Raw genomic sequence first — 20,918 nt, 5'->3', positions numbered from 1 at the left:
CTCATCTCGGTGACTCCAGCGACTCCACTGCCTTCTTCATGTCCTGCTCCAGCTGCGCGACGTGCTCGGGCACGAGGGGTCCGCGCGGCGGCCGGCACGGTCCGCCGAACCGGCCGACGTAGTCCATGCCGTACTTGATCGCCTGCACGAACTCGGTCCGCGAGTCCCACCGGAACGCGGCGACCAGCGGCTCGTACAGCGCCCGCGCCTCCTCCAGCTTGCCCTGCGTGGCGAGCTCGAACAACTGCACCGATTCCTTCGGGAACACGTTCGGGAATCCGGCGAACCAGCCGGTCGCGCCCATCAGCAACGCCTCGAGCGTCAGGTCGTCGGCGCCTGCGATCACGGCCAGGTCCGGCGCCAGTTCGCGGATCTCCAGGATCCGCCGGACGTCGCCGGAGAACTCCTTCACCGCGACGACATTCTCGATCTGCGCGATCTCGGCCAGCAGGTCCGGCGTCAGGTCGACCTTGGTGTCGAGCGGGTTGTTGTAGACCATCACCGGCAGCCCGGCCTTCGCGACCTCGGTGAAGTGCGCGATCACCTCGCCGCGGTTCGCCCGGTACATCGTCGGCGGCAGACACAGCACGCCGTGCGCACCGTCCTCGGCAGCCTTCTCCGCCCAGGCGCGGGCCTGGTGCGACCCGACACCGTGCACGCCCACGACCACGATGCCGTCGTCGCCGACCGCCTCGATCGCGGTCCTGGCGACGGCGCGGCGCTCGTCGTCGGTGAGCGACGAGTACTCCCCGAGCGACCCGTTCGGCCCGACGCCACGGCAGCCGTTGTCCACCAGCCAGCGGCAGTGCTCGGCGTACTTGTCCAGATCCGGCCGCAACCCGGCCGGCGCCGACGCGTCCTCTACGTACGGGAGGGCGGTCGCGACGATCACGCCGTCCAGCTTCTCGGTCATTGTTCCTCCATCGTTTCTGCTGAGTCCGCGACCTCGGCCGCTGCTAGATCCCGCAGCCGCACCGGCACGGCGATCGGTCGTTTCATGCTCGGATCAGGTACGTCGCCCGGCACGGCGAGCAGCGCGGCGACGGTGCGCGAACACACCCGCCCCTGACACATCCCGAGGCCGGCGCGACTACTCAGCTTCATGGCACGTCCGTCCGGCAGGCCGCGATCGTCCGCGGCGGCTTCGAGCTCGCCGCGGGTCACTTCCTCACACCGGCAGACGAGCGTGTCCGCAGTACTCCAGCTCTTCCACCCATCGCGCACCGGATAAGCCTTGGCAAGCGCGGCCGCGAACCGGCGCCCCTTGGCAACAGCTGGTTCGACATCTCCCAAGGCTGGCTGTGCGGCTGGTGTTGTTCGTGGCGAGGGGGGTGCGGAGAGGGCGTGGCGGGCGGCTGAGGTCCCGGCGACAGCGCCTTCGGCGGAGGAGAGGGCTGCTCCGCCGATGCCGGTGAGTTCACCGGCGGCGAAGTAGCCGGGGGTGGTGGTCTGCTGGTTGGCGTCGACGATCACGGCCGGTCCGCCGTCCGGGCCGGGGCCGAGGGTGCAGCCGGCGGAGACCGCGAGCTCCAGGTTCGCGGTGAAGCCGAAGCCGAGGCAGATCGCGTCGACCTCGACCCGACGCTCGCTCCCCGGAATCACCCGCCAGTTCTCGTCCAACCGGCCGATCGTCGCCGCCACCACATGCTCCGCCTCACCCCGACCCGCGTGTTCCGCGGGCTCTGGGTGGTCGGAGGCGTGGGCTGCCAGGACTGTCCAGCCGTGGCGGAGGGGGACTCGGTGGCGGGCGAGCAGGGTGGCGTAGGTGGCGGCCTCGCGGATCTTGCCGGGGGCAACTAGTGGGTCGGTGGACCAGCCCTTACGGACGGTCTTCAGAGTATTGGCTTCGAGGAGGGCGACGACGTGTGCGCCGACGCCGATCAGCGACTCGGCTACCGGCAAGAGGAACGGGCCAGTGCCGGCTACGAGCACCCGGCGCCCGACCGCGATGCGTTGGCCTTTGGCGAGGGCTTGCGCGGCGCCTGCGGTATAGACGCCGGGGAGATCCCAACCAGGGAAGGGAAGCACGCGGTCATACGCACCGGTCGCCAGCACGACAGCCTTCGCGTCGATGGGGAACGGTTGGCGCCCGGGTGCGTCCGCCGGGCCGGTCTGCGCCCACAGTCGGGGTCCTTCGAGAGCCCAGATCGAGGTCTCCGGCAGATAGGTAATCCGCCGATCGTCGAGCAGCCGATCCCGCTGCGCCGCGAACGTCTTCCACTCGTGCTGCAACCGATCCGGCCGCCGCGCCGCGAACTCCTCCGGCAACTGCCGGTTGTACTGCCCGCCGACAGCCCGCCCGTTGTCGACCACCAGCACCTCCGCCCCACCCTCCGCAGCAGCAAGCGCAGCCGCAACCCCTGCCGGACCGGCCCCCACCACGACAACCTCCGTTTCAACCCTCACCGAGCTGCTGGCCTCGTCCGCAGAGGGGGTCTGAAGGAGTGGCGCGGGTTGCGTGCTGATGGTGTCGCCGGGGGTGACGGTGCGTTGGCAGGCTCGGGTGTTCGGAGTGTTGTTGAGGGTGATCAAGCAGTCCTGACAGGCGCCGATGCCGCAGAAGACGCCGCGGAGACGGTTGTGGACTCGGGTAGTTCGCCAGGTGTCTTGGCCGTTGGCGAGGAGTACGGCGGCGACGGTTTGGCCGGCCTCGGCGGTGACGGGACGACCGTCGACGGTGACCTCGAAACTCGGGGGTGTGCCGATCTCGGCGGGGTCGTCCGGGCGATGGCGTTGGTAGGCGGTCATGCTGCGATCACCGCCGGGCGGTCGACGCGGAACGGCGCCGGGTCGAGGTGCGGTGTCAGGCCCAGGAACTGTTCGGTGATCAGCCGGCCGGTCGACGGTGCGAGACCGATGCCCGCGCCCTCGTGGCCGGTGGCGTGCCAGAGGCCGTGCACCCGTGGGTCCTCGCCGATCACCGGCAGATGATCCGGAGCGTACGGACGAAACCCGCCGTACGCGCGCATCACCGGGACGTCGCCGAGGAACGGGAACAGCCCGACGGCCTTCCGGGCGAGCTCGCGCAACACGCGCACCCGGATCGTGTCGTCGAACCCGATCCGCTCCCTGCTCGAACCGATCAGCACCGTCCCGCCACGGGTCGACTCGACCACGGTCGACGTCTGCAACTCCGCGTCTCCGCTGCCGACCGCGCCGACATAGTCCGCGTCGTACACCTTGTGCCGCACGCACTCGGGCAGGGGTGCCGTCACGAGGATCATCCCGCGCCGAGGGAGGACCTCGATCCGGGCACCGGCCGCCGCGCTGAACGCGCCCGCCCACGGGCCGCAGGCATTCAGCACCGCGCCGCAGGCGATGTCGCCGTCCGACGTGTCGACGCCGACGACCCGGCCGCGTGACTGCCGGATCCCGAGCGCGGTGACCCCCGATCGCACCTCGCCGCCGCGCTCGCGAACGGCTGCCAGCAACGCGGTCGCGGCCAGCACCGGCTGCACCTGCGCGTCGTCCGGGTAGTGCACCCCGATCGTCACCCGCGGGGTGAGCAGCGGCTCGAGCTCGAAGACCTCCGCAGGCGTGATCACCCGCGCGTCGACCCCGGCCTCGCGCTGCTTCGCGGCGAACGCGGTCAGTGGCTCCGGGTCGCCCGTCGCCACCACGACGCCGCCCTTCGCTTCCCACTCCACGTCCGCGACCCGCTCGGGCAGTCGGCCGCGGACGACGTCCCACTCCGCGCGCGACGCGACCGCCAGCTCCAGCTCCGGCCCGGGCTCCTTGTCGGAGACCAGTACGTTGCCCTCGCCCGACGCCGTCGTACCGCTCGCGGGGCCGTCGCGGTCGATCACCAGCACCCGGACGCCGGCCGCCGCCAGGGCCTCCGCGCACGCGGCCCCGACCATGCCCGCACCGACCACCACCACGTCGGGTGTCGCGGACCGGTGCATGACGGCCTCCTCGGCTGGACGTTCGCTAAAATGAACGATACCGAGATTACGCGCGGTCCCGACGACCGGTCAATGCACCCAACCGGACCTCTCCCGGACCTTTCCCGGAACTATCCCGGAACTATCCCGGCAGATGCGGCCCGCCGGCCGCCGTCGGGTACACGTCCGGCGGGTACTCGAGCAGCAAGACCGACCGCACCGGCCCGTCCACGGCCTGGTACGAATGCTCCCCGGCCGCCCGGAACGCGAGGTAGTCCCCCGGCCCGAGTTCCTCGTTCTGCCCATGGGTGTTGATGAGCAGGCGCCCGGAGAGTACGACGTGATGCTCGGTACCCGGATGCCCGTCCGAGTGCTGGACCGCGTCCGGCCGGATCTCCTGGTCGTAGATCTCGAACAGCCCGCCCGGGTGTTCCAGCCGCCGGAGCATCCGCAGGTCGATGGCATCACCGGACAGGACGTCGACGTCCGCGGACCGTACCAGGACCACGCCGGCGGCCGGCGACTCGGCCAGCAACGCCGACACCGGAATCCCCAGAGCGTTCGACAAACTGAACACTGTTTCGATCGTCGGGTTGCCCGCGCCGGACTCCAGCTGGGACAGCGTCCCCTTCGCGATCCCGGACCGGCGGGCCAGCTCGGACAGCGAGATGCCCTGCTCGTCCCGCCGCGCCCGCAGGTTCGTCCCGAGCAGCTTTCCCGCACCCATCGCAGTCACAGCCCGGAGCATGCCACATTCACGGAATGACGCGGCGGGTCCGCAGGTCGGCGAAGATCCGGTAGAACATCTGCTCGGTGTCGACGTACGCGTGGAAACCGGCCCGGCGGGACTTCGAGGCGTCGGCGAAGAAGTCGTAGTCCCAGCCGAACACGAAGTCGGCGAACAGCCACGACGAGACCTCGGCGAACGGGGTCGCGGCCAGTCCGTGCGTCGCCTGCAACTGTTTCCAGGCCGGCTCCTTGTCGGCCATCACGTCCTGCAGCGACAGCTGCAACGGGGACGCGACCTCCAGCCCGAACCACGCGCCGAGCTTCGGCCACAGTTCGCTCCACCGGAACAGGTCACCGTTCGTGATGTTGAACGCCTGGTTCGCCGCGGCCGGCGCGGTCGCCGCCCATACAGTTGCCTTGGCCAACAATCCGGCGTCGGTCAGCTCCAGCAGCGAGTGATACGCGCCGGGCTTGCCCGGGAACCGCAGCGGTACGCCGAGTTCCTTCGACAGCGAGGCGTACACCGCGATCGCGACCGCGAGGTTCATCGGGTTCCCGAGCGCCGAACCGCCAACCACAGAAGGCCGCAACGCCGACCACGTCCACGTCTTCCCCTCCGCACGCGCGGTCAGGAACTGCTGCTGGTCGACGTTGAACTCCGGCGGCAGGTGTGGCGGATCGTCCTCCCGGGCGGGCGTCTTGAACGGCCCGAGATGCGCGCCGTACACCTTGTAGCCCTGCATCAGGCTGACGTGCCGCAGCCCCCGCGCGACCGGCTCGATCGCATCCACGACGTTGACCAGCATCGCCAGGTTCGGCGGCACCAGCTCGGCCCACGTCGGGCGATCCTGGTACGCGACATAGAAGACATGTGTCACGTCGGACAGCCCCGAGAGCTTCTCGCGGGTGTCGTCCGGATCGAGCAGATCCACCGCGACATGGCGGACCCGCCCGGATACGTCGGTGCCGCCGCGCCGCGACAGCCCGATCACCCGCCAGTCCGGCAGCGACGCCAGATGCTCGACCAGATTCGTCCCGATCACTCCGCGGGCGCCCACCACCAACGCAACGTTCTCCATGCCCAACAGCCTTGCTGACCTGCGAAGATAAATCCAAGACATAGTTTTCACCGAAGCCATAAACTCCGCTCATGACAACGCTCAGGCAGCTCGAGTACTTCGTCACCGTGATCGGCGAGGGCTCGTTCACCAAGGCCGCCGAGCTGCTGCACGTCACGCAGCCCGCGCTCTCCCATCAGATCCGCGCACTCGAACGCTCCGCCGGCGGTCCGTTACTGGAGCGCCTGCCGCGCAGCGTCCGCCTCACCCCGACCGGCCGAGCGATGCTCCCGCACGCCCGCGCGGCGCTGGCTGACGCGGAGCGTGCCCGATGCGCCGCACGCCAGGCGGCCGGACTGGAAGTCGGCGAGCTGCAAATCGCGACGCTCTACTCGATCACCCTGGGCGTCCTGCCCGCCGCGCTCCGCAGCTGGCGGCAGACCCGTCCGAACGTCGGCATCCGCCTCTTCGAACACCGCCATACCGACGAACTCGTCGACGCGATGCACGCCGGCCAGGCCGACCTCGCCGTCGGGCCCGAGCCCACGAACTGGACCGGTCTCACGCACGTACTCGGCACCGAAGACCTGGTCGTCGTGGTCGCCGCCGACGACCCCGCGGCAACCGGCGACACCGTGAAGCTGCAGGACCTCGCGGACCGTTCCTGGGTGCACTACGCGCCAGGTCACGGGCTCGCGGATGTCCTCGACAACGCCTGTGCACAAGCCGGTTTCGAGCCGCGCATCGCCGTACGCACCGAGCAGACGGCGGCAGCCCCCGCGCTCGCCGCGGCCGGCCTCGGGCCCGCGTTGGTCCCCGACAACATCCTCCCGAAGGACTTCGATGGCCACGTCCTCCGCCCGGAGCCTCCGGTACGCCGCACGCTCACGGCATACACGCGCGGTACGCCGGACCCGTTGGCCGCCGCGTTCATCGACGTACTGTTTCGGTCCGGCGGCCTGCGGGCACGCGAAGAGGATGGCTGAGGAAGCGTCGGACGGCACAGTCCTGCTCGCCGGTACGGCGAACCTGGTGATCGCGATCGCCAAGGTCGCCGCCGGGCTGCTGTCCGGATCGACGGCGTTGCTCGCGGAGGCGGCGCATTCGGTCGCGGACACGCTCAACCAGGCCTTTCTGCTGACCGCGCTGCGCCGTAGCCGGAAGCCGGCCGACGCGCGACATCCCTTCGGCTACGGCATGGAGCGGTACTTCTGGGCGCTGCTCGCCGCCGTCGGCATCTTCGTCCTCGGCGCCGGTTTCTCGATCACCGAAGGCCTCCGCTCGATCCTCGCGCCCGAACCGATCGCGGCGCTCGCCGTCATCTACTCCGTGCTCGCGATCTCGTTCGTGTTCGAGGGATCGTCCTGGCTGCGAGCGGTACTCCAGCTCCGGCGGGAGGCGAAGGAGGCCGGCGTACCGCTGCTCGAGCAGCTCCGGAGCGCCGAGCCCGCGGTGAAGACCGTGGCCTTCGAGGACTCCGCGGCGATGATCGGCCTGCTGCTCGCAGCCGTCGGCGTGACGCTGGCCGTCCTGACCGGAGACCACATCTGGGACGGCGCCGCCTCGATCGCGATCGGCGTACTGCTGATCGCCGTCGCGTTCACCCTCGGCCGCGACAACAAGGCGATGCTGATCGGGCGGGCGCTGCCGGACGACATCCAGCGCGAGGTGCGGACGATCATCGGTGCCGAGCCCGGGATCGTCCGCGTACTCGATCTGCTCAGCCTGCAGCTCGCGCCCGACCAGGTGCTGGTCGTCGCCACCGTGGACCTGGTCGACGCCGGCACCACCGGGGCGGCGATCGAGCAACTCGCCGAGAAGGTCGACGCCGAGGTACGCCGGAAGCACCCGAGCATCCGGCACCTGTACCTGGACCCGACACCCGGGGATCCGCGTCAGCGCTTGTCGTGACCCCAGTTCGCGACGATCGCGGCGGCCGGCGGCAGTACCGCGGCGACCGCGCTCATCGCGACGGCTGCCGGGATCGAGAACAGCCGGACGACGAACCACGCCAGGATGATCAACGTCGCACAGCTGCCCATCAACAGCACGTACAGCTTGCGGTTGTCGTACTTGCGGGCCATGGTCACACCGTCAGCGGGAGCTTCCCCAGCGCACGCACCAGCGGGGACAACTCGGGTAGCTCGGCAGCAGTCGACAGTGCGGACGTCAATACGGCGTCGTGGGTCGGCTGGGCCTCGTCCAGCAGGTCACGGCCGGCCTTGGTGACCTCTGTGTAGATACCGCGCCGGTCTGTGGGGCACAGGTACCGCTGTAGCAGCTTGCGGTCCTCCAGCCGGTTCACCAGGCGGGTAGTAGCCGACTGGCTGAGCACTACGGCGTTCGAGAGCTGGTTCATGCGCAGGTGGTAGTCGTCCTGCCGCGCCAGCACGTCCAGCACGCTGTACTCGCTCACCGAGAGCCCGTGTTCCTTCTGCAGCGCGCGCTCCAGCTCGTCCTCGATCCGGGCGTGCAGCGCCGCGAGGGTTCGCCACCCCTGCGCCCGCGCCTCCGCGGCGTCATCCGGTAGTCCCACGACACCTCCACTTGAACATTGCGCTTGCATGCGCAATCATAGCGCTTGTGCAATAGCCCGCGTGTGCAACTATCGCGCACGCCGGTAACAGTCATAAGACTACATTCGAGGGAGAGAAGAACCCATGCCCGCGGCCCTCCTCGCGCTAGCCATCGGCGCTTTCGGGATCGGCACCACCGAGTTCGTCATCATGGGGCTGCTCCCCGAGGTCGCCACCGACTTCGGCGTCAGCATCCCGTCCGCCGGACTGCTCATCTCCGGGTACGCGCTGGGCGTCGTGGTCGGTGCCCCGCTGCTCACCGCGATCGGCTCCAAGGTCTCCCGCAAGACCGTGCTGCTCGCGCTGATGGGCGTCTTCATCGCCGGCAACCTGCTCTCCGCGGTCGCCCCGTCGTACGGCGTGCTGATGGCCGGGCGGATCGTGGCGGCGCTGTCCCACGGCGCGTTCTTCGGTGTCGGGTCGGTCGTGGCGGCGTCGCTCGTACCGAAGGCGAAGCAGGCCAGTGCGATCGCTTTGATGTTCACCGGGCTCACGGTTGCGAACGTGCTCGGCGTACCGGGCGGGACCGCGCTTGGGCAACAGTTCGGGTGGCGGTCGACGTTCTGGGCGGTTACGGCGCTCGGGGTGATCGGGCTGCTGGGCATTGTGTTCCTCGTACCGCGGCAGGACTCTGCTGAAGGGCCCGGGTTGCGGAGCGAGCTGGCAGTGTTCAAGAGCCTGCAGGTGTGGCTGGCGCTGGCCATGACAGCCTTGGGCTTCGCTGGGGTGTTTGCGTCGTTCACCTACATCGCTCCGATGATGACGGAGGTCGCGGGCTTCTCTGCTGGAGCGGTGACCTGGTTGCTGGTGCTGTTCGGCGGCGGGCTCGTCGTGGGCAACCTGCTGGGAGGTAAGGCTGCGGATAGGTCGCTGATGCCGAGCCTGTACTTGATTCTTACGCTGCTGGCCGCCGTACTGGTGGTCTTTGTGTTTACGGCGCACGCCAAGATCCCCTCTGCCGTAACGATCGCGCTGTTCGGCGCAGCCGGCTTCGCCACGGTCGCCCCGCTGCAGAAACGAGTCATGGACAAGGCATCTGGCGCTCCCGCGCTGGCGTCCGCCGCCAACATCGCCGCCTTCAACCTGGGCAACGCCATCGGCGCCTACCTCGGCGGCCTGACCATCGAGCGCGGCCTCGGCTACACAGCCCCCAACTGGGTCGGCGCCGCGCTGGCTGTCGCCGGCCTGCTCGTAGCCCTCACCTCCGGCCTCCTGGACCGCCGCCAGCGCAGCCAGGTCCCCGCACTAGTTCTTGAAGGAAGCCACTGATGATTCCCGCCGTGACGCTCAACAACGGCGTCGAGATGCCCCAACTCGGGTACGGCGTGTTCCAGGTCCCGAACGACGAGACGGCAACGGCCGTGACGCACGCGCTCGAGGCCGGGTACCGGAGCATCGACACTGCTGCGGCGTACCAGAACGAGGCAGGTGTCGGGCAGGCTCTTGCCGCATCCGGAATCGACCGGAGCGAGCTGTTCGTCACCACCAAGCTCTGGAACGCGGACCAGGGCTACGACTCGACGCTCAAGGCATTCGACCAGAGCCTGTCGTTGCTAGGCCTCCAGTACCTCGACCTGTACCTCATCCACTGGCCCACGCCGGCCCGCGAGCTGTACGCCGACAGCTGGCGCGCACTCGAGAAGCTGTACACGGACGGCCGCGTCCGCGCCATCGGTGTCTCGAACTTCCAGCCCGACCACCTGGACCGTCTTATGGGCCTTACACCCGCGGTGAACCAGGTAGAACTGCACCCGTACCTGCAGCAGGCCGACGTACGCGCGTACAACGCCGATTTCGGGATCCGCACCGAAGCGTGGAGCCCGCTGGCCAAGGGCGGAGCATTGCTCACCGAGCCGGCCGTAGAAGCCCTGGCCAAGCAGTACGACCGCACACCGGCCCAAGTGGTACTCCGTTGGCACCTCCAGCTCGGCAACATCGTCATCCCGAAGTCAGTCACCCCGGCCCGCATCCGCGAGAACCTCAACGTCTTCGACTTCGCCCTGACCAGCGAAGACATGGCGACTCTCAACCCCTTGAACCGCAACGAACGCACCGGCCCGGACCCCGACACCTTCAACGTCGCCTGAACGCCCGTGACACCGCGTGGAAGGACTTCTTCGGGAGCCAGTAGTACGGGGAGGACGGGTTCTGGTCGTCGTAGCGGAGGACCTTGCAGAGGCTGAAGGCGGCCATGTCCTCGTCGTGGGGGCGGTCGCGCGGGCGGTGTGGGGCGTCGGCTGAGATGAAGGTGTACGGCGACGCACCCAGGAAGCCCTGTTCCGTGAAGACCTGCAGCATGTCGGCCAGGTGGTCCGCCTGCTCCTGCTCGTTGCGGACGTACTGCGGTGGGATCACCGGGACATCGCCGCTGTAGTCGACGATGTCCCACCCCATCCCGCCGAGCTCGGCCGCCCCGGTGAACGTGCAGCAGCCGAACTCCAGGATCAGGATCGGCTTGTTCCACCGGCGGAACGGCGCCAGCTCCTTCGCATGGCCGGCGTGGTCCGCGTGGTACGAGTAGTAGTCCAGCCCGACGATGTCGAAGATCGACCAGTCGACCTGCTCGAGATCCGACGCCGCGCCGTACGTGACCCGGCCGTGGAAGTTGCTACGGGCAACCTTCACCGTCCGGGCGGTGAACGCGCGGAACTTCCGTTGCAGCTCGGCCATGTCGAAGCCGCCCTTGGACAGGTACGCGACCCGCTCGTAGAACGTCGCACCCGGCACGATTCCCGGCGTGAACAGCATGAACTCGCACCCGACGACCAGGATCACCTCCCGGTCGTACCGGCGCCGCAACCGCTCGGCCTCGACGGCGACCTGACGCAGCTTTTCCAGCTCCGCCGCCTGCGGCTCGTCGAACGACCGCGGCTGGATCGACACCGTCAACCCCTCCTCGAGGGCGACCGTCGCGGTGTCGATCAGCCGGCGTACGTCGCTGCCGTAGATGCTGACCCAGTTCGCGTGCAGCCGGTGCCGGACGGCGTGGATCTCGCCGCGCATCAGGCTGTGCCGCCAGCGCGCGCGGCTGTCGTCCGGTCCGCCGCCGGTGTCGTACGCGACGCCCTTGAGCGTCAGCCGATTCGGCGACGCGGCGGCCGGTGTCGCCACACCCGCGGTCGCGGCGGCTGCCCCTAGGGCGAGGAACTGGGCCCGGTTGATCGTCATGCCGCCGAGTCTTCGCCAGTACGGCGGGCAGGTCGTCGTACCGAGGTCGCGGGCTGGCCGACTTTGGTCGTGAAACGGTGTACTCGACTGTGACACACTGTTTCAGTGCGTGAGGCAGATCGACGGACGGCGCTCGGATCGGTGTGGCTGCGGGAGGAGCCGGAGCCGACGCGGAGCCGGCTGAGCCGCGAGGACATCGTCACGACCGCGATTCGGGTGCTGGACCGGGACGGCCTCGACGGGTTCTCGATGCGGGCGATGGCGGCCGAGCTGGGCACCGCGGCGACGTCCGCGCTGTACTGGCGGATCGCGAACAAGGACGATCTCCTCGAGTTGATCGTCGACGCGGTCCTCGGCGACGCATTGGTCGAGACGGAGGGCGACTGGCGTGAGCAGGCGACCGACGTACTGATGGCCGCGTACCAGGCGTTGTGCGCGCATCCGTGGGCCGCGCAACTGCTGCCGACGCACGCCGGGCTCGGGCCGAACTACCAGGCGTTGACCGATCGGGTGCAGGGCATCCTGGCCTCCGCCGGCTTCAAGGGGACACACCTGGATTCCGCGGTGTCCGCGGTCATCCACTACCTGATCGGCTCGGCGGTCGCGGACTCCGCGTGGCTCACGGTCGTACGCCGCAGCGGGCTGAGCGAACCACGCTGGGCGTCGAGGTCAGCGCACCGGATGGGCGTCGACGCGCAGCACCTCGCGGCGTACCTGAACCACGAGAGCACCGCCGGCCCGGAAGCACGGTTCGCTTCCGGGCTGCGGGTGATCCTCGTCGGCCTGCGCCCGCGGCAGATCTTCTACGGCGTGGGCGCAGGAGACACGCCCTAGAGGTCGGCGAACGCGGACGCCGGGTTCTCGAAGGCGTCGGCGACGAACCGGAGGAACGCGGCCGCGGTGCCACCGTCGCAGACCCGGTGATCGAAGACGAGGGACAGCTGGGTCAGCTTGCGGACCGCGATCTCGCCGTCGACCACCCACGGCCGGTCCATGATCCGGCCGACGCCGAGGATCGCGACCTGCGGGTGGTTGATGATCGCCGCGCTGCCGTCCACGCCGAAGCTGCCGTAGTTGTTCAGCGTGAACGTGCCGGACGTCAGCTCGTGCTGGGTCAGCCGGCCGTCGCGCGCCGACGTGGTCAGCCGGCGGATCTCCGCGTCCAGGCCGCGGGTCGTCAGCGTGTGCGCGTTGCCGACGGCCGGTACCAGGAGACCGCGGTCCGTCTGCGCGGCCAGGCCGAGGTTGACGCCGTCGTACTGGACGAGTTCCTCGCGGGCGGTGTCGACGTAGCCGTTGAGCTCCGGGTACTTGAGTAGGCCGGCGACCACGAAGCGGGCCATCAGCGCGAGCAGGCCCGGGCCGGGGTCTGTTGCCGAGCGCAATGATTCGCGGAGGTCGACGAGGGCGGTCGCGTCGACGTCGACCCAGGTGGTTGCCTCGGGGATCTCTGCGCGGCTCCGGCTCAGCGTGGCGACAACCGCCTTCCGGAAACCACTCATCGGCACCCGCCGCAACTCCGGAAGCCCGGTCCGCGACTCCCCCTCCACCGTCGGCCCACCCACAGACACCGCGTCCGCCGATGCCGCGCCCGCCGCAGGCGCCGCAGCCGTCGTCGACCGGGCGCGGAAGGCGATCGCGTGTTCCACGTCCCGGCGCACGATCAACCCGTCCGGCCCCGAGCCGGTCAGCTCGCGGAGATCGATCCCGGCGTCCCGCGCCAGCCGCCGTACCAGCGGCGAGATCACCACCGGTACCCGAGCCGGCGAAACGGTTTCCGAAGCTTCGGAAACCGAGGAAACTCGTGGTTTCCGGCGCCGTCCGCTCCCGCTCGACTCGACCGTGCCGTACCCGACGAGCACGTTCCCCGACCCCGCGCGCTCCTCCTCGCGGTACGCCGCCCCCGCCGGATCCCCGACAGTGATCAGCGGCTTCCCGACCGGAACCGTCGTACCGGGCTCACCGTGCAGTTCCTCGATCACTCCCGCGTACGGCGACGGCAGCTCGACGATCGACTTGGCCGTCTCGACCTCCGCGATCGGTGTGTCGACGGCGACCACGTCGCCGACCTTCACCAGCCACCGCACGATCTCCGCCTCGGTCAGCCCTTCACCGAGGTCAGGCAGCAGAAACGTGTTCACGAGTCCTCCCACTGCAGGTCGTCGACCGCGTCGAGGATCCGGTCCACGCTCGGCAGCTGGTACTTCTCCAGCTTCGGCGGCGGGAACGGGATGTCGAACGCGGTCACCCGCCGGACCGGCGCCGCCAGCGAGTGGAAGCACTTCTCGGTGACCCGGGCAACGATCTCCGACGACACACTCGCGAACCCGCTGGCCTCCGCGACCACCACCGCCCGCCCGGTCCGCCGGACCGCCGCGCAGACCGTCTCCTCGTCGAACGGCACCACCGACCGCAGATCCACCACCGCCAGCTGCCGCCCTTCGGTGGCAGCCACCTCGGCCGCCTCCAACGCGACCGGTACCGCGGGCCCGTACGCGATCAGCGTCGCGTCCGCGCCCTCCCGCCGTACGACGGCCCGGCCGATCCCCGGCTGCGCCTCGTCGAGGTCGACCTCCTCCTTCGCCCAGTAGAGCTTCTTCGGCTCCATGAACACCACCGGATCCGGGAACTCGATTGCCTTGCGCAACAAGGAGTACGCGTCCGCGGCGGTGGCCGGTGTCACCACGGTCAGCCCCGGGGTGTGCGCGAAGTAGCTCTCCGACGAGTCGCTGTGGTGCTCGACGCCGCCGATCCCGCCGCCGTACGGGATCCGGATCACCATCGGCAGCGTCACCTTGCCGCGGGTCCGGTTCCGCATCTTGGCGACATGCGAGACGACCTGCTCGAACGCCGGGTACCCGAACGCGTCGAACTGCATCTCGACCACCGGGCGCATCCCGTTCATCGCCATCCCGACCGCCATCCCGACGATGCCGGCCTCGGCCAGCGGGGTGTCGAAGCAGCGCTGCTCGCCGAACTCCGCGGTCAGCCCGTCGGTGATCCGGAACACGCCGCCGAGCGCGCCGACGTCCTCACCGAACATCACCACGGTGTCGTCGGCAGCCATCGCGTCGCGGAGCGCCTGGTTGAGGGCCTGCGCCATCGAGATCTTCGTGTGCGCCATCTCAGGCCTCCTCTCGGGCCAGCTCGTCGCGCAGGAACGCGGCCTGCTCACGCAGTTGCTGCGTCTGCTCGGCGTACAGGTAGGCGAACATCTCGGCCGGCTCCACCTCGGGCTCCGGCATCAGCCCGGAACGCAGCTGTTCGGAAATTCGTACAGCGTTTTCCTCCGCCCGCTGCCGGACGTCGTCGTCCAGCCCGCCGTTCGCCGACAGGTACGTCGTCAGCCGGTCGATCGGGTCGCGCTGCAGCCAGGGAGCGACCTCGGCGTCCTCGCGGTACCGGGTCGCGTCGTCGGCGTTCGTGTGCGCCTGCACCCGGTACGTGTGCGCCTCGATCAGCTGCGGTCCCTCGCCGGAACGCGCTTTCTCAACGGCTTTCCCGAGCACCGCGAGCAGCCCGGCAAGATCGTTGCCGTCGGCCCGTTCACCCGGTACGCCGTACCCGATGCCCTTGTGTGCAAGGGACGGCGCCGCGCTCTGCTTGGCCAGCGGAACCGAGATCGCGTACTCGTTGTTCTGCACGAAGAACACCACCGGCGCCCGGAACACCGCGGCGAAGTTCAGCGCCTCGTGGAAGTCGCCCTCGCTGGTCCCGCCGTCGCCGACGAGCGCAATCACGACCGTGTCCTCGCCCTTCAGCCGGGCCGCGTGCGCGACCCCGACCGCGTGCGGGAGCTGCGTCGCGAGCGGCGTCGACTGCGGCGCGACCTTGTGCTCGTACGGGTCGTACCCCGAGTGCCAGTCGCCGCGGAGCAGCGTCAGCGTCTCGATCGGGTCGACGCCCCGGCTCATGATCGCGGCCGAGTCGCGGTACGTCGGGAACAGCCAGTCGCCCTCGCGGAGCACCATCGTGGCCGCGATCTGGCAGGCCTCCTGCCCGTACGACGACGGGTAGACCGCCAGCCGTCCCTGGCGGACCAGCGTGCTCGCCTGCTCGTTGAAGCGGCGGGCCTTGATCAACTGTGCGTAGCCGTCGACGAGCCGGTCCTTCGACGGCAGCTCGTACGACGGGTTCTCGTGCGGTACGCCGTTCTGGTCGATCAGACAGACGGGTTCCGCGGAGGGGAGCAGCTGCTGCTCCGAGACGAAGCTCATCGACGTCCTCGCTTCGCTCCGGGCGCCGATGAGGCGCGATGTGGACAGTATTCGACGGTGAACTCGCTTCGCTCGCTCACGAGACCCTCCAGCGCAGGAGACGGACGGTAGCCACATCGTCGTACCTCCTGGTCAAGTGGATCCATAGCTGGGAGAATCGCGAGACGATTGGTTCCACTGCGCAGATTGGTCGCTCAGAATGTCCGACGAGGTGATGGTCCACCGGGCCGGTCCTGGACAGATTGTCGTCGCCCCGGCGCTCGACGAGGTCGACCGGCAGATCATCGAGGCGCTCGGCCGCGACGGACGGCTGTCGATCCGGGCGCTCGCCGACGCGGTGCACATCTCCCGCGCGAACGCGTACGCGCGGGTCGAGCGGCTCACGAACACCGGCGTGATCACCGGCTTCACGGTCACCGTCGACCCGCTGCGGCTCGGCCTCGCGACCTCGGCGTACGTCACGCTGAGTCTCCGGCAGAGCTCGTGGCGGACGCTCCGCAAGCAGCTCCAGGCGATCCCGGAGATCAAGCACATGGCGCTGGTCGGCGGCGACTTCGACGCGATCCTGCTGGTCCGCGCGGCCGACAACGAGGGTCTGCGGCGCCTGGTCCTGGAGAAGCTGCAGGCGATCCCCGAGGTCCTCGCGACCCGGACCGCGCTGATCTTCGAGGATGTCGGAACGCTCTAGCAGCCGCAGGACCTGCGCCGGACCAGCTCGGTCGGGACGGTCAGCGCCTCGGCCGCGCCCTCGCCCTCGATCAGCCGCCGGACCGCCTCCCGGGCGAGCGCTTCCACCGGCTGCCGTACGACCGTCAGCGGCGGCCAGCTGTACTCCGTCTCCGGCGTACCGTCGAAGGCCACGACCGCGACGTCCCCGGGCACGTCCAGGCCCTCCTCGTGCAGGGCGCGCAGTACGCCGATCGCCTGCAGGTCGGAGCTGGCGAAGATCGCGGTCGGCTCGTGGCGGAGCATGACCCGCCCGGCCCAGAGACCGCCTTCGCGGGAGAACGGGGCGCGGACGACCGGGCCTTCCGGCAGCGCCGCGAGCGCCAGCGCGTCCCGCCAGCCGAGCTCGCGTTCGGGATGGCCGGCGCCGCCGATCACCAGGCCGATCCGCCGATGCCCGTGCGAGATCAGGTGCTCGACCCCGAGCCGGGCGCCCTCGCGGTACGCCGGCCGCACCGAGCTGACCGTCGGCAGCCGCCGGTTGATCGCGATCACCGGGACCTCGATGTCCTGCAGGTTCGGGTCGTCGGTCGGCGCGACCAGGACCAGGCCGCTGACCTGGCGGGCGAGCAGTTCGGCGATCTTGGCGTTCTCGGTCTCCGGGTCGCCGTCGGCGCTGGTCTGCAGTACGACGTACCCGCGGGCCGCGGCCTCCCGGTCGATCGCCTTCGCCAGCTCCGCGAACAGCGGGTTGCCGCCGTCCGGCGTGATCAGCCCGAACGTCCGCGTGGTGCCGAGCCGGAGCGCCCGGGCGGTCGCGTTCGGGCGATACCCGAGCTCGCGGATCGCCGCCAGCACCCGGTTCCGGGTCTCGGGCGCGACCTTGCGCGGGCCGTCGTTCACGACGTAGCTGACCACGGCTGTACTGACGCCGGCGTGCTGCGCGACGTCGTTCCGGGTCACCGGCTCCTTCGACATGCAGTGATGGTACGACGGTTGACCGGGTTGGAAAGCGATTGCTAGCGTTGTCGATCTACACGAGTAGAAGGAGCCGCCGTGCCCAGACGCTACGCAGTCGCCGGAACCGGATCCCGAGCGCAGTCGTACATCCGCGCCATCCTCCAGGAGCACCCCGAGGAGGCCGAGCTCGTCGCCCTGCTCGACTCCAACCCCGGGCGTCTCGCCTTCCACCAGACCAAGCTGACCGAGCTGGGCGGCCCGGAGCTCCCGCAGTACGGCGCCGAGGACCTGGAGCGGATGGTCAAGGAGCAGTCCGTCGACCGGGTGGTCGTGACCAGCCCCGACTACACGCACGCCGCGGTGGTGTCGCGGCTGCTGCGGGCCGGCGCGGACGTGATCGTCGAGAAGCCGCTGACCATCGACGCCGACGGCACCCGGCAGATCGTCGACGCGATGAACGAGTCCGGCAAGTCCGTCGTCGTCACGTTCAACTACCGCTACTCGCCGCGGAACAGCGCGCTCCGCCAGGTGATCCAGGACGGCGAGATCGGGCAGGTGACCAGCGTCGAGTTCCAGTGGGTGCTGGACACCCGGCACGGCGCCGACTACTTCCGCCGCTGGCACCGCGAGAAGAAGAACTCCGGCGGCCTGCTGATCCACAAGGCGTCGCACCACTTCGACCTGGTGAACTGGTGGATCGCCTCGCAGCCGACCCGGGTGTTCGCGTCCGGCGGGCTGTCGTTCTACGGCTCCGACAACGCCGCCGCCCGCGGCCTCGGCGAGCGCCCGGCGCGCGGCACGATCGATGGCTCGGCCAACGACCCGTGGCTGCTCGACCTGCGCACCGACGACACCAACCGGCAGCTGTACTACGAGGCCGAGAAGTACGACGGGTACCTGCGCGACCAGGACGTGTTCGCGCCCGGCATCACGATCGAGGACAACATGTCGGTGATCGCGGAGTACGCGAACGGCGCCCGGCTGAGCTACTCACTGAACGCGCACTCGCCGTGGGAGGGGTACCGGGTGTCGGTCAACGGCACCCTCGGCCGCGCCGAGCTCGAGGTGGTGGAGCGGGCCGCGGTCGTCGACGACCAGATCGACCCGAGCTACCCGTCCGACCGGGTGATCGCGGGCGACGTCCGGGCCAACGGCGAGCGGCTCGTCCTGCAGAAGCACTGGGCGACCGCGGTCGAGGTCGAGATCCCGCGCGGAGAGGGCGGCCACGGCGGCGGCGACAAGCTGCTGTACGACGACCTGTTCGTTGGCGCGAGCAACGATCCGCTGGGGCGGGCGGCCGACGTCCACGACGGCGTCAAGGCGGTCGCGGTGGGGATCGCCGCGAACCAGTCACTCGCTACCGGTCAGCCCGTTGTGGTCGCCGACCTGCAGCTTGGCGGCTGGACCGCCTAACCCGGTCTCGTCGAGGATCTGCTGGACCGTCGACGCGAGCGAGCTCGTCTCGTCGATGACGGTCTCGCGCGGCTCGTCCAGCAGATCCTTCGACCGGTACCAGGCGGCCATGTCGTCGGCCGTGAACGCGGTCGCCTTGTCACGGGTCGCATGCCGGCGCACGGTCTCCTCGAACGGGACATCCAGGTAGTAGAAGTGCCCACCGTGGTCACGGTGCAACTGCTGCAGCATCCTGGCGTACCTCTCGGTCGGCAGGATGCCTTCTACGACTGCGTGGAAGCCACTGGCGAGGGCATAGCGCGCCATCTGGCCGATCAGCTCGATGTTGGCGCCGTCCGGCTCAGCCAGCTCCTGGAAGACGGTACGGCGGACGTAGTCCTGCTCTATGTAGGCGATGCCGTGCCCATGGTGCGCACGGATCGCCTCGACGACAGAACTCTTCCCCGACCCGGAATTGCCCCGAAGGACGATCAGCCGCGGCTTCACGACCGCAGGTGCTTGCTGACGTCGCCGACCAGACGGATCTTGACCGCACGCTCCGTCCAGCGCCAGCCACCGTCACGGCGCTCGAAACGGTCGCGGTAGCGCCCGGCCGCGATGATCCGCGGCACGTCGCCGGGCAATGCCTGCAGAACCGTGACGTACGAGCGAGCCTCTGCTGCGTCGTTGCCGGCAGCCTCGATGGCGATGTTCGTCGTGACGTGCTGCGTCCGCGGCGTACCGTCCGGATAGACGATGAGCGTGTCCCGGAACCACCGCTCGATCTCAGCCCGCCCTTGCAACGGTGCGCCGCTCCCCTGGTACGTCGCGTCCGCCAGGAGCTCTGCCACTGCGGCGAAGTTCCCGTCGTCCACCAGCTCGGCGTACCGCAGGATGAGGTTCTCCAGCTCACGGCTGTCGCTCGGCGTCACGTGTTCGGACTGTACTACTGCCCTGGCCGGTGAGTTCCGAAGGTCCATTCGTAGCCCTCGGGGTCGGCGCCGCGGCAGCGGTAGTTGCCCCACTCGGACAGCTCCGGCGTCCACACGGGCTCGGCACCGGCGGCCGTTGCCCTCGCGTAGACGGCGTCGACCTCGGCCTGGGTGTCGAACGCGAAGTACAAGCCATGCCCAACGGTGTCGCCCTTACACGCTGGGCGGTCGTGGCCGTGCTCGTCGGTGAACAGGGTGATAGCCGTGCCGCCGTACCGCAGATGATGACCGCCTAGGCGGCGTCTCTGGCTGCGCGTTGTCTCCAGAACCAGATCAGTAGGGCGATGCAGGGCACGATCAGGCCGCCGAGGCCCAGGACGAAGAAGTCCCACGCGGCGCCGATCCGATCGGTCAGCCAGGCGAAGTTCTGGCCGAAGAACCCGGTCACGAAGGTCAGCGGCAGGAACACCGTGGCGAGGATCGTGAGCTGCTCGATCGTCGCGTTCTGCCGGACGCTGACCTTGGTCTGCTCGACGCCGATCACCGCCATGTTCGCCTCCAGCACCGTCGCGAGCAGGTCGCGTTGCGCGGCGACCTCCTCGTTCACCAGCACGAGGTGGTCGTGGACGTCGCGGAAGTACGGCAGCAGCGCGGTGTCGCGGGCGTCCCGCTCGAGGGTCGCGAGGACGGCGAGCAGCGGGTGGACGGCGCGGTAGAAGTCGGTGACCTCGCGGCGCAGGAAGTAGATCCGCTCCGTCGGCGCGACCGAGCCGGCGAACACGGTCCGCTCGACCTCCTCGATGTCGCGCTCCAGCTCCGCGACCACGGGACCGTACCCGTCGACGACCTGGTCGAGGATCGCCCAGAGCACGGAACTCGTGCCGCATTCCAGCAGCTCGGGGCGCTGCTCGAGGCGGATCCGGGCGCCGTGCAGATCGCTGGCGACACCCTGCCGGACGGTGATCACGAACGACGGCCCGACGAACACGCTGACCTCGCCGAAGTCGACCTCCTCACGGGTGTCGTCGTACCGCGCGGTGCGCAGGATGACCAGCCGGATGTCGCCCTCGTACGGCTCCACCTTGGGCCGGAGGTGGAACGTCTGCGCGTCCTCGACGGCCAGCTCGTGCAGGCCGAAGTTCTCGCGGACGTCGGTGAGTTCCTCGACGGTGGGCTCGAACATGCCCAGCCAGACGAATCCGCCGGCCCGGCAACTCGCGGCGGCGTCGGCGACCGACATCGCCTCGACGTGCTGGCGGCGTCCGTCCCGGTAGTAAGCGCAGTCGATGATCATGATGGCCTCCTCTCCTGATCGTCGTCGTTCGATCGGCCACCG

Annotated in this window: 23 protein-coding genes; 7 read left to right on the top strand and 16 right to left on the bottom strand. The window is 69.4% G+C overall.

All coding sequences use genetic code 11. The features are described from left to right. Position 1: 1 nt before the first annotated feature. The 5 genes from ACXJJ3_RS25435 to ACXJJ3_RS25415 all read right to left on the bottom strand — a co-directional run bounded on the left by ACXJJ3_RS25435 (position 2) and on the right by ACXJJ3_RS25415 (position 5,692). Positions 2 to 913: a dihydrodipicolinate synthase family protein gene (locus tag ACXJJ3_RS25435; protein WP_458164351.1), complete on the bottom strand. Its 912-nt coding sequence runs from the start codon at positions 911 to 913 to the stop codon at positions 2 to 4. Then, positions 910 to 2,748 carry a 2Fe-2S iron-sulfur cluster-binding protein gene (locus ACXJJ3_RS25430; RefSeq protein ID WP_458164350.1) on the bottom strand — a complete coding sequence of 613 codons (1,839 nt, stop codon included), beginning with the start codon at positions 2,746 to 2,748 and terminating at the stop codon, positions 910 to 912. Before ACXJJ3_RS25430 ends, ACXJJ3_RS25435 begins: the two co-directional genes overlap by 4 nt. Then, positions 2,745 to 3,905 (bottom strand): NAD(P)/FAD-dependent oxidoreductase, encoded by a 1,161-nt coding sequence (locus ACXJJ3_RS25425; protein ID WP_458164349.1) that lies wholly within the window; start codon positions 3,903 to 3,905, stop codon positions 2,745 to 2,747. The genes ACXJJ3_RS25430 and ACXJJ3_RS25425 overlap by 4 nt, the downstream gene beginning before the upstream one ends. 121 nt (positions 3,906 to 4,026) lie before the next feature. Continuing rightward, positions 4,027 to 4,611 carry a helix-turn-helix domain-containing protein gene (locus ACXJJ3_RS25420; RefSeq protein ID WP_458171944.1) on the bottom strand — a complete coding sequence of 195 codons (585 nt, stop codon included), beginning with the start codon at positions 4,609 to 4,611 and terminating at the stop codon, positions 4,027 to 4,029. A 28-nt stretch (positions 4,612 to 4,639) separates the two neighbouring features. Beyond that, the gene (locus tag ACXJJ3_RS25415) at positions 4,640 to 5,692 is read right to left on the bottom strand and encodes an SDR family oxidoreductase (protein ID WP_458164348.1); all 1,053 of its coding nucleotides are present in this window, start codon (positions 5,690 to 5,692) and stop codon (positions 4,640 to 4,642) included. A 71-nt stretch (positions 5,693 to 5,763) separates the two neighbouring features. On the opposite strand from ACXJJ3_RS25415, the gene ACXJJ3_RS25410 reads away from it, so the two are divergent. Both ACXJJ3_RS25410 and ACXJJ3_RS25405 read left to right on the top strand, forming a co-directional pair. Then, complete coding sequence (locus ACXJJ3_RS25410) at positions 5,764 to 6,657, top strand: LysR family transcriptional regulator (protein WP_458164347.1); 894 nt, start codon at positions 5,764 to 5,766, stop codon at positions 6,655 to 6,657. After that, entirely contained in the window at positions 6,650 to 7,582 is a 933-nt protein-coding gene (locus ACXJJ3_RS25405) for a cation diffusion facilitator family transporter (RefSeq protein WP_458164346.1), read from the top strand. The genes ACXJJ3_RS25410 and ACXJJ3_RS25405 overlap by 8 nt, the downstream gene beginning before the upstream one ends. Here the strand turns inward: ACXJJ3_RS25405 and ACXJJ3_RS25400 are convergent. Beyond that, the gene (locus ACXJJ3_RS25400) at positions 7,567 to 7,755 is read right to left on the bottom strand and encodes a DUF3099 domain-containing protein (protein WP_458164345.1); all 189 of its coding nucleotides are present in this window, start codon (positions 7,753 to 7,755) and stop codon (positions 7,567 to 7,569) included. The genes ACXJJ3_RS25405 and ACXJJ3_RS25400 overlap by 16 nt on opposite strands. Positions 7,756 to 7,757: 2 nt before the next feature. Next, the gene (locus ACXJJ3_RS25395; RefSeq protein WP_458164344.1) at positions 7,758 to 8,207 is read right to left on the bottom strand and encodes a MarR family winged helix-turn-helix transcriptional regulator; all 450 of its coding nucleotides are present in this window, start codon (positions 8,205 to 8,207) and stop codon (positions 7,758 to 7,760) included. A 124-nt stretch (positions 8,208 to 8,331) separates the two neighbouring features. Here ACXJJ3_RS25395 and ACXJJ3_RS25390 point away from each other — a divergent pair, with 124 nt between their 5' ends. Next, positions 8,332 to 9,516, top strand: a complete 1,185-nt coding sequence (locus tag ACXJJ3_RS25390; RefSeq protein WP_458164343.1) for an MFS transporter — start codon at positions 8,332 to 8,334, stop codon at positions 9,514 to 9,516. Continuing rightward, the gene (locus ACXJJ3_RS25385) at positions 9,513 to 10,334 is read left to right on the top strand and encodes an aldo/keto reductase (protein ID WP_458171943.1); all 822 of its coding nucleotides are present in this window, start codon (positions 9,513 to 9,515) and stop codon (positions 10,332 to 10,334) included. Before ACXJJ3_RS25390 ends, ACXJJ3_RS25385 begins: the two co-directional genes overlap by 4 nt. Here ACXJJ3_RS25385 and ACXJJ3_RS25380 read toward each other — a convergent pair. Beyond that, the gene (locus ACXJJ3_RS25380) at positions 10,321 to 11,415 is read right to left on the bottom strand and encodes a hypothetical protein (RefSeq protein WP_458164342.1); all 1,095 of its coding nucleotides are present in this window, start codon (positions 11,413 to 11,415) and stop codon (positions 10,321 to 10,323) included. The two genes, ACXJJ3_RS25385 and ACXJJ3_RS25380, sit on opposite strands and share 14 nt — an antisense overlap. Before the next feature lie 105 nt (positions 11,416 to 11,520). Between ACXJJ3_RS25380 and ACXJJ3_RS25375 the strand changes: the two genes are divergently transcribed. Continuing rightward, a complete protein-coding gene (locus ACXJJ3_RS25375) occupies positions 11,521 to 12,249 on the top strand; it encodes a TetR/AcrR family transcriptional regulator C-terminal domain-containing protein (protein WP_458164341.1) in 729 nt (242 codons plus the stop codon). Here ACXJJ3_RS25375 and ACXJJ3_RS25370 read toward each other — a convergent pair. From ACXJJ3_RS25370 to ACXJJ3_RS25360, 3 genes are read right to left on the bottom strand one after another with little or no spacing between them, the layout of a single operon-like run. Further along, the gene (locus ACXJJ3_RS25370) at positions 12,246 to 13,556 is read right to left on the bottom strand and encodes a dihydrolipoamide acetyltransferase family protein (RefSeq protein ID WP_458164340.1); all 1,311 of its coding nucleotides are present in this window, start codon (positions 13,554 to 13,556) and stop codon (positions 12,246 to 12,248) included. The genes ACXJJ3_RS25375 and ACXJJ3_RS25370 overlap by 4 nt on opposite strands. Beyond that, entirely contained in the window at positions 13,553 to 14,539 is a 987-nt protein-coding gene (locus ACXJJ3_RS25365) for an alpha-ketoacid dehydrogenase subunit beta (protein WP_458164339.1), read from the bottom strand. Before ACXJJ3_RS25365 ends, ACXJJ3_RS25370 begins: the two co-directional genes overlap by 4 nt. A 1-nt stretch (position 14,540) precedes the next feature. After that, complete coding sequence (locus ACXJJ3_RS25360) at positions 14,541 to 15,632, bottom strand: thiamine pyrophosphate-dependent dehydrogenase E1 component subunit alpha (protein ID WP_458164338.1); 1,092 nt, start codon at positions 15,630 to 15,632, stop codon at positions 14,541 to 14,543. A 199-nt stretch (positions 15,633 to 15,831) separates the two neighbouring features. On the opposite strand from ACXJJ3_RS25360, the gene ACXJJ3_RS25355 reads away from it, so the two are divergent. Then, entirely contained in the window at positions 15,832 to 16,320 is a 489-nt protein-coding gene (locus tag ACXJJ3_RS25355) for an Lrp/AsnC family transcriptional regulator (RefSeq protein ID WP_325039028.1), read from the top strand. Here the strand turns inward: ACXJJ3_RS25355 and ACXJJ3_RS25350 are convergent. Then, complete coding sequence (locus tag ACXJJ3_RS25350; protein ID WP_458164337.1) at positions 16,317 to 17,276, bottom strand: LacI family DNA-binding transcriptional regulator; 960 nt, start codon at positions 17,274 to 17,276, stop codon at positions 16,317 to 16,319. The two genes, ACXJJ3_RS25355 and ACXJJ3_RS25350, sit on opposite strands and share 4 nt — an antisense overlap. A 78-nt stretch (positions 17,277 to 17,354) precedes the next feature. On the opposite strand from ACXJJ3_RS25350, the gene ACXJJ3_RS25345 reads away from it, so the two are divergent. Beyond that, on the top strand, positions 17,355 to 18,671 hold the full coding sequence (locus tag ACXJJ3_RS25345; RefSeq protein WP_458164336.1) for a Gfo/Idh/MocA family protein: 1,317 nt from the start codon (positions 17,355 to 17,357) through the stop codon (positions 18,669 to 18,671). On the opposite strand, the gene ACXJJ3_RS25340 is transcribed toward ACXJJ3_RS25345, so the two are convergent. From ACXJJ3_RS25340 to ACXJJ3_RS25325, 4 genes are read right to left on the bottom strand one after another with little or no spacing between them, the layout of a single operon-like run. Next, a complete protein-coding gene (locus ACXJJ3_RS25340) occupies positions 18,609 to 19,157 on the bottom strand; it encodes an AAA family ATPase (RefSeq protein ID WP_458164335.1) in 549 nt (182 codons plus the stop codon). The two genes, ACXJJ3_RS25345 and ACXJJ3_RS25340, sit on opposite strands and share 63 nt — an antisense overlap. Beyond that, positions 19,154 to 19,582 carry a nuclear transport factor 2 family protein gene (locus ACXJJ3_RS25335; RefSeq protein ID WP_458164334.1) on the bottom strand — a complete coding sequence of 143 codons (429 nt, stop codon included), beginning with the start codon at positions 19,580 to 19,582 and terminating at the stop codon, positions 19,154 to 19,156. Before ACXJJ3_RS25335 ends, ACXJJ3_RS25340 begins: the two co-directional genes overlap by 4 nt. 14 nt (positions 19,583 to 19,596) lie before the next feature. Next, entirely contained in the window at positions 19,597 to 19,974 is a 378-nt protein-coding gene (locus ACXJJ3_RS25330; RefSeq protein ID WP_458164333.1) for a VOC family protein, read from the bottom strand. Further along, on the bottom strand, positions 19,875 to 20,876 hold the full coding sequence (locus ACXJJ3_RS25325; RefSeq protein WP_458164332.1) for a magnesium and cobalt transport protein CorA: 1,002 nt from the start codon (positions 20,874 to 20,876) through the stop codon (positions 19,875 to 19,877). The genes ACXJJ3_RS25330 and ACXJJ3_RS25325 overlap by 100 nt, the downstream gene beginning before the upstream one ends. Positions 20,877 to 20,918: the final 42 nt, after the last annotated feature.

It is taken from the genome of Kribbella sp. WER1, assembly GCF_054189145.1.
Note: the sequence above shows the minus strand (reverse complement) of the source record. Positions and strands in the feature narration are given on the sequence as shown.

Bases quoted from the DNA above. Each gene is read 5' to 3' on its own strand.
- ACXJJ3_RS25435 (WP_458164351.1), bottom strand. From the start codon at position 913: ATGACCGAGAAGCTGGACGGCGTGATCGTCGCGACCGCCCTCCCGTAC.
- ACXJJ3_RS25430 (WP_458164350.1), bottom strand. From the start codon at position 2,748: ATGACCGCCTACCAACGCCATCGCCCGGACGACCCCGCCGAGATCGGC.
- ACXJJ3_RS25425 (WP_458164349.1), bottom strand. From the start codon at position 3,905: ATGCACCGGTCCGCGACACCCGACGTGGTGGTGGTCGGTGCGGGCATG.
- ACXJJ3_RS25420 (WP_458171944.1), bottom strand. From the start codon at position 4,611: ATGGGTGCGGGAAAGCTGCTCGGGACGAACCTGCGGGCGCGGCGGGAC.
- ACXJJ3_RS25415 (WP_458164348.1), bottom strand. From the start codon at position 5,692: ATGGAGAACGTTGCGTTGGTGGTGGGCGCCCGCGGAGTGATCGGGACG.
- ACXJJ3_RS25410 (WP_458164347.1), top strand. From the start codon at position 5,764: ATGACAACGCTCAGGCAGCTCGAGTACTTCGTCACCGTGATCGGCGAG.
- ACXJJ3_RS25405 (WP_458164346.1), top strand. From the start codon at position 6,650: ATGGCTGAGGAAGCGTCGGACGGCACAGTCCTGCTCGCCGGTACGGCG.
- ACXJJ3_RS25400 (WP_458164345.1), bottom strand. From the start codon at position 7,755: ATGGCCCGCAAGTACGACAACCGCAAGCTGTACGTGCTGTTGATGGGC.
- ACXJJ3_RS25390 (WP_458164343.1), top strand. From the start codon at position 8,332: ATGCCCGCGGCCCTCCTCGCGCTAGCCATCGGCGCTTTCGGGATCGGC.
- ACXJJ3_RS25380 (WP_458164342.1), bottom strand. From the start codon at position 11,415: ATGACGATCAACCGGGCCCAGTTCCTCGCCCTAGGGGCAGCCGCCGCG.
- ACXJJ3_RS25365 (WP_458164339.1), bottom strand. From the start codon at position 14,539: ATGGCGCACACGAAGATCTCGATGGCGCAGGCCCTCAACCAGGCGCTC.
- ACXJJ3_RS25360 (WP_458164338.1), bottom strand. From the start codon at position 15,632: ATGAGCTTCGTCTCGGAGCAGCAGCTGCTCCCCTCCGCGGAACCCGTC.
- ACXJJ3_RS25355 (WP_325039028.1), top strand. From the start codon at position 15,832: ATGTCCGACGAGGTGATGGTCCACCGGGCCGGTCCTGGACAGATTGTC.
- ACXJJ3_RS25350 (WP_458164337.1), bottom strand. From the start codon at position 17,276: ATGTCGAAGGAGCCGGTGACCCGGAACGACGTCGCGCAGCACGCCGGC.
- ACXJJ3_RS25325 (WP_458164332.1), bottom strand. From the start codon at position 20,876: ATGATCATCGACTGCGCTTACTACCGGGACGGACGCCGCCAGCACGTC.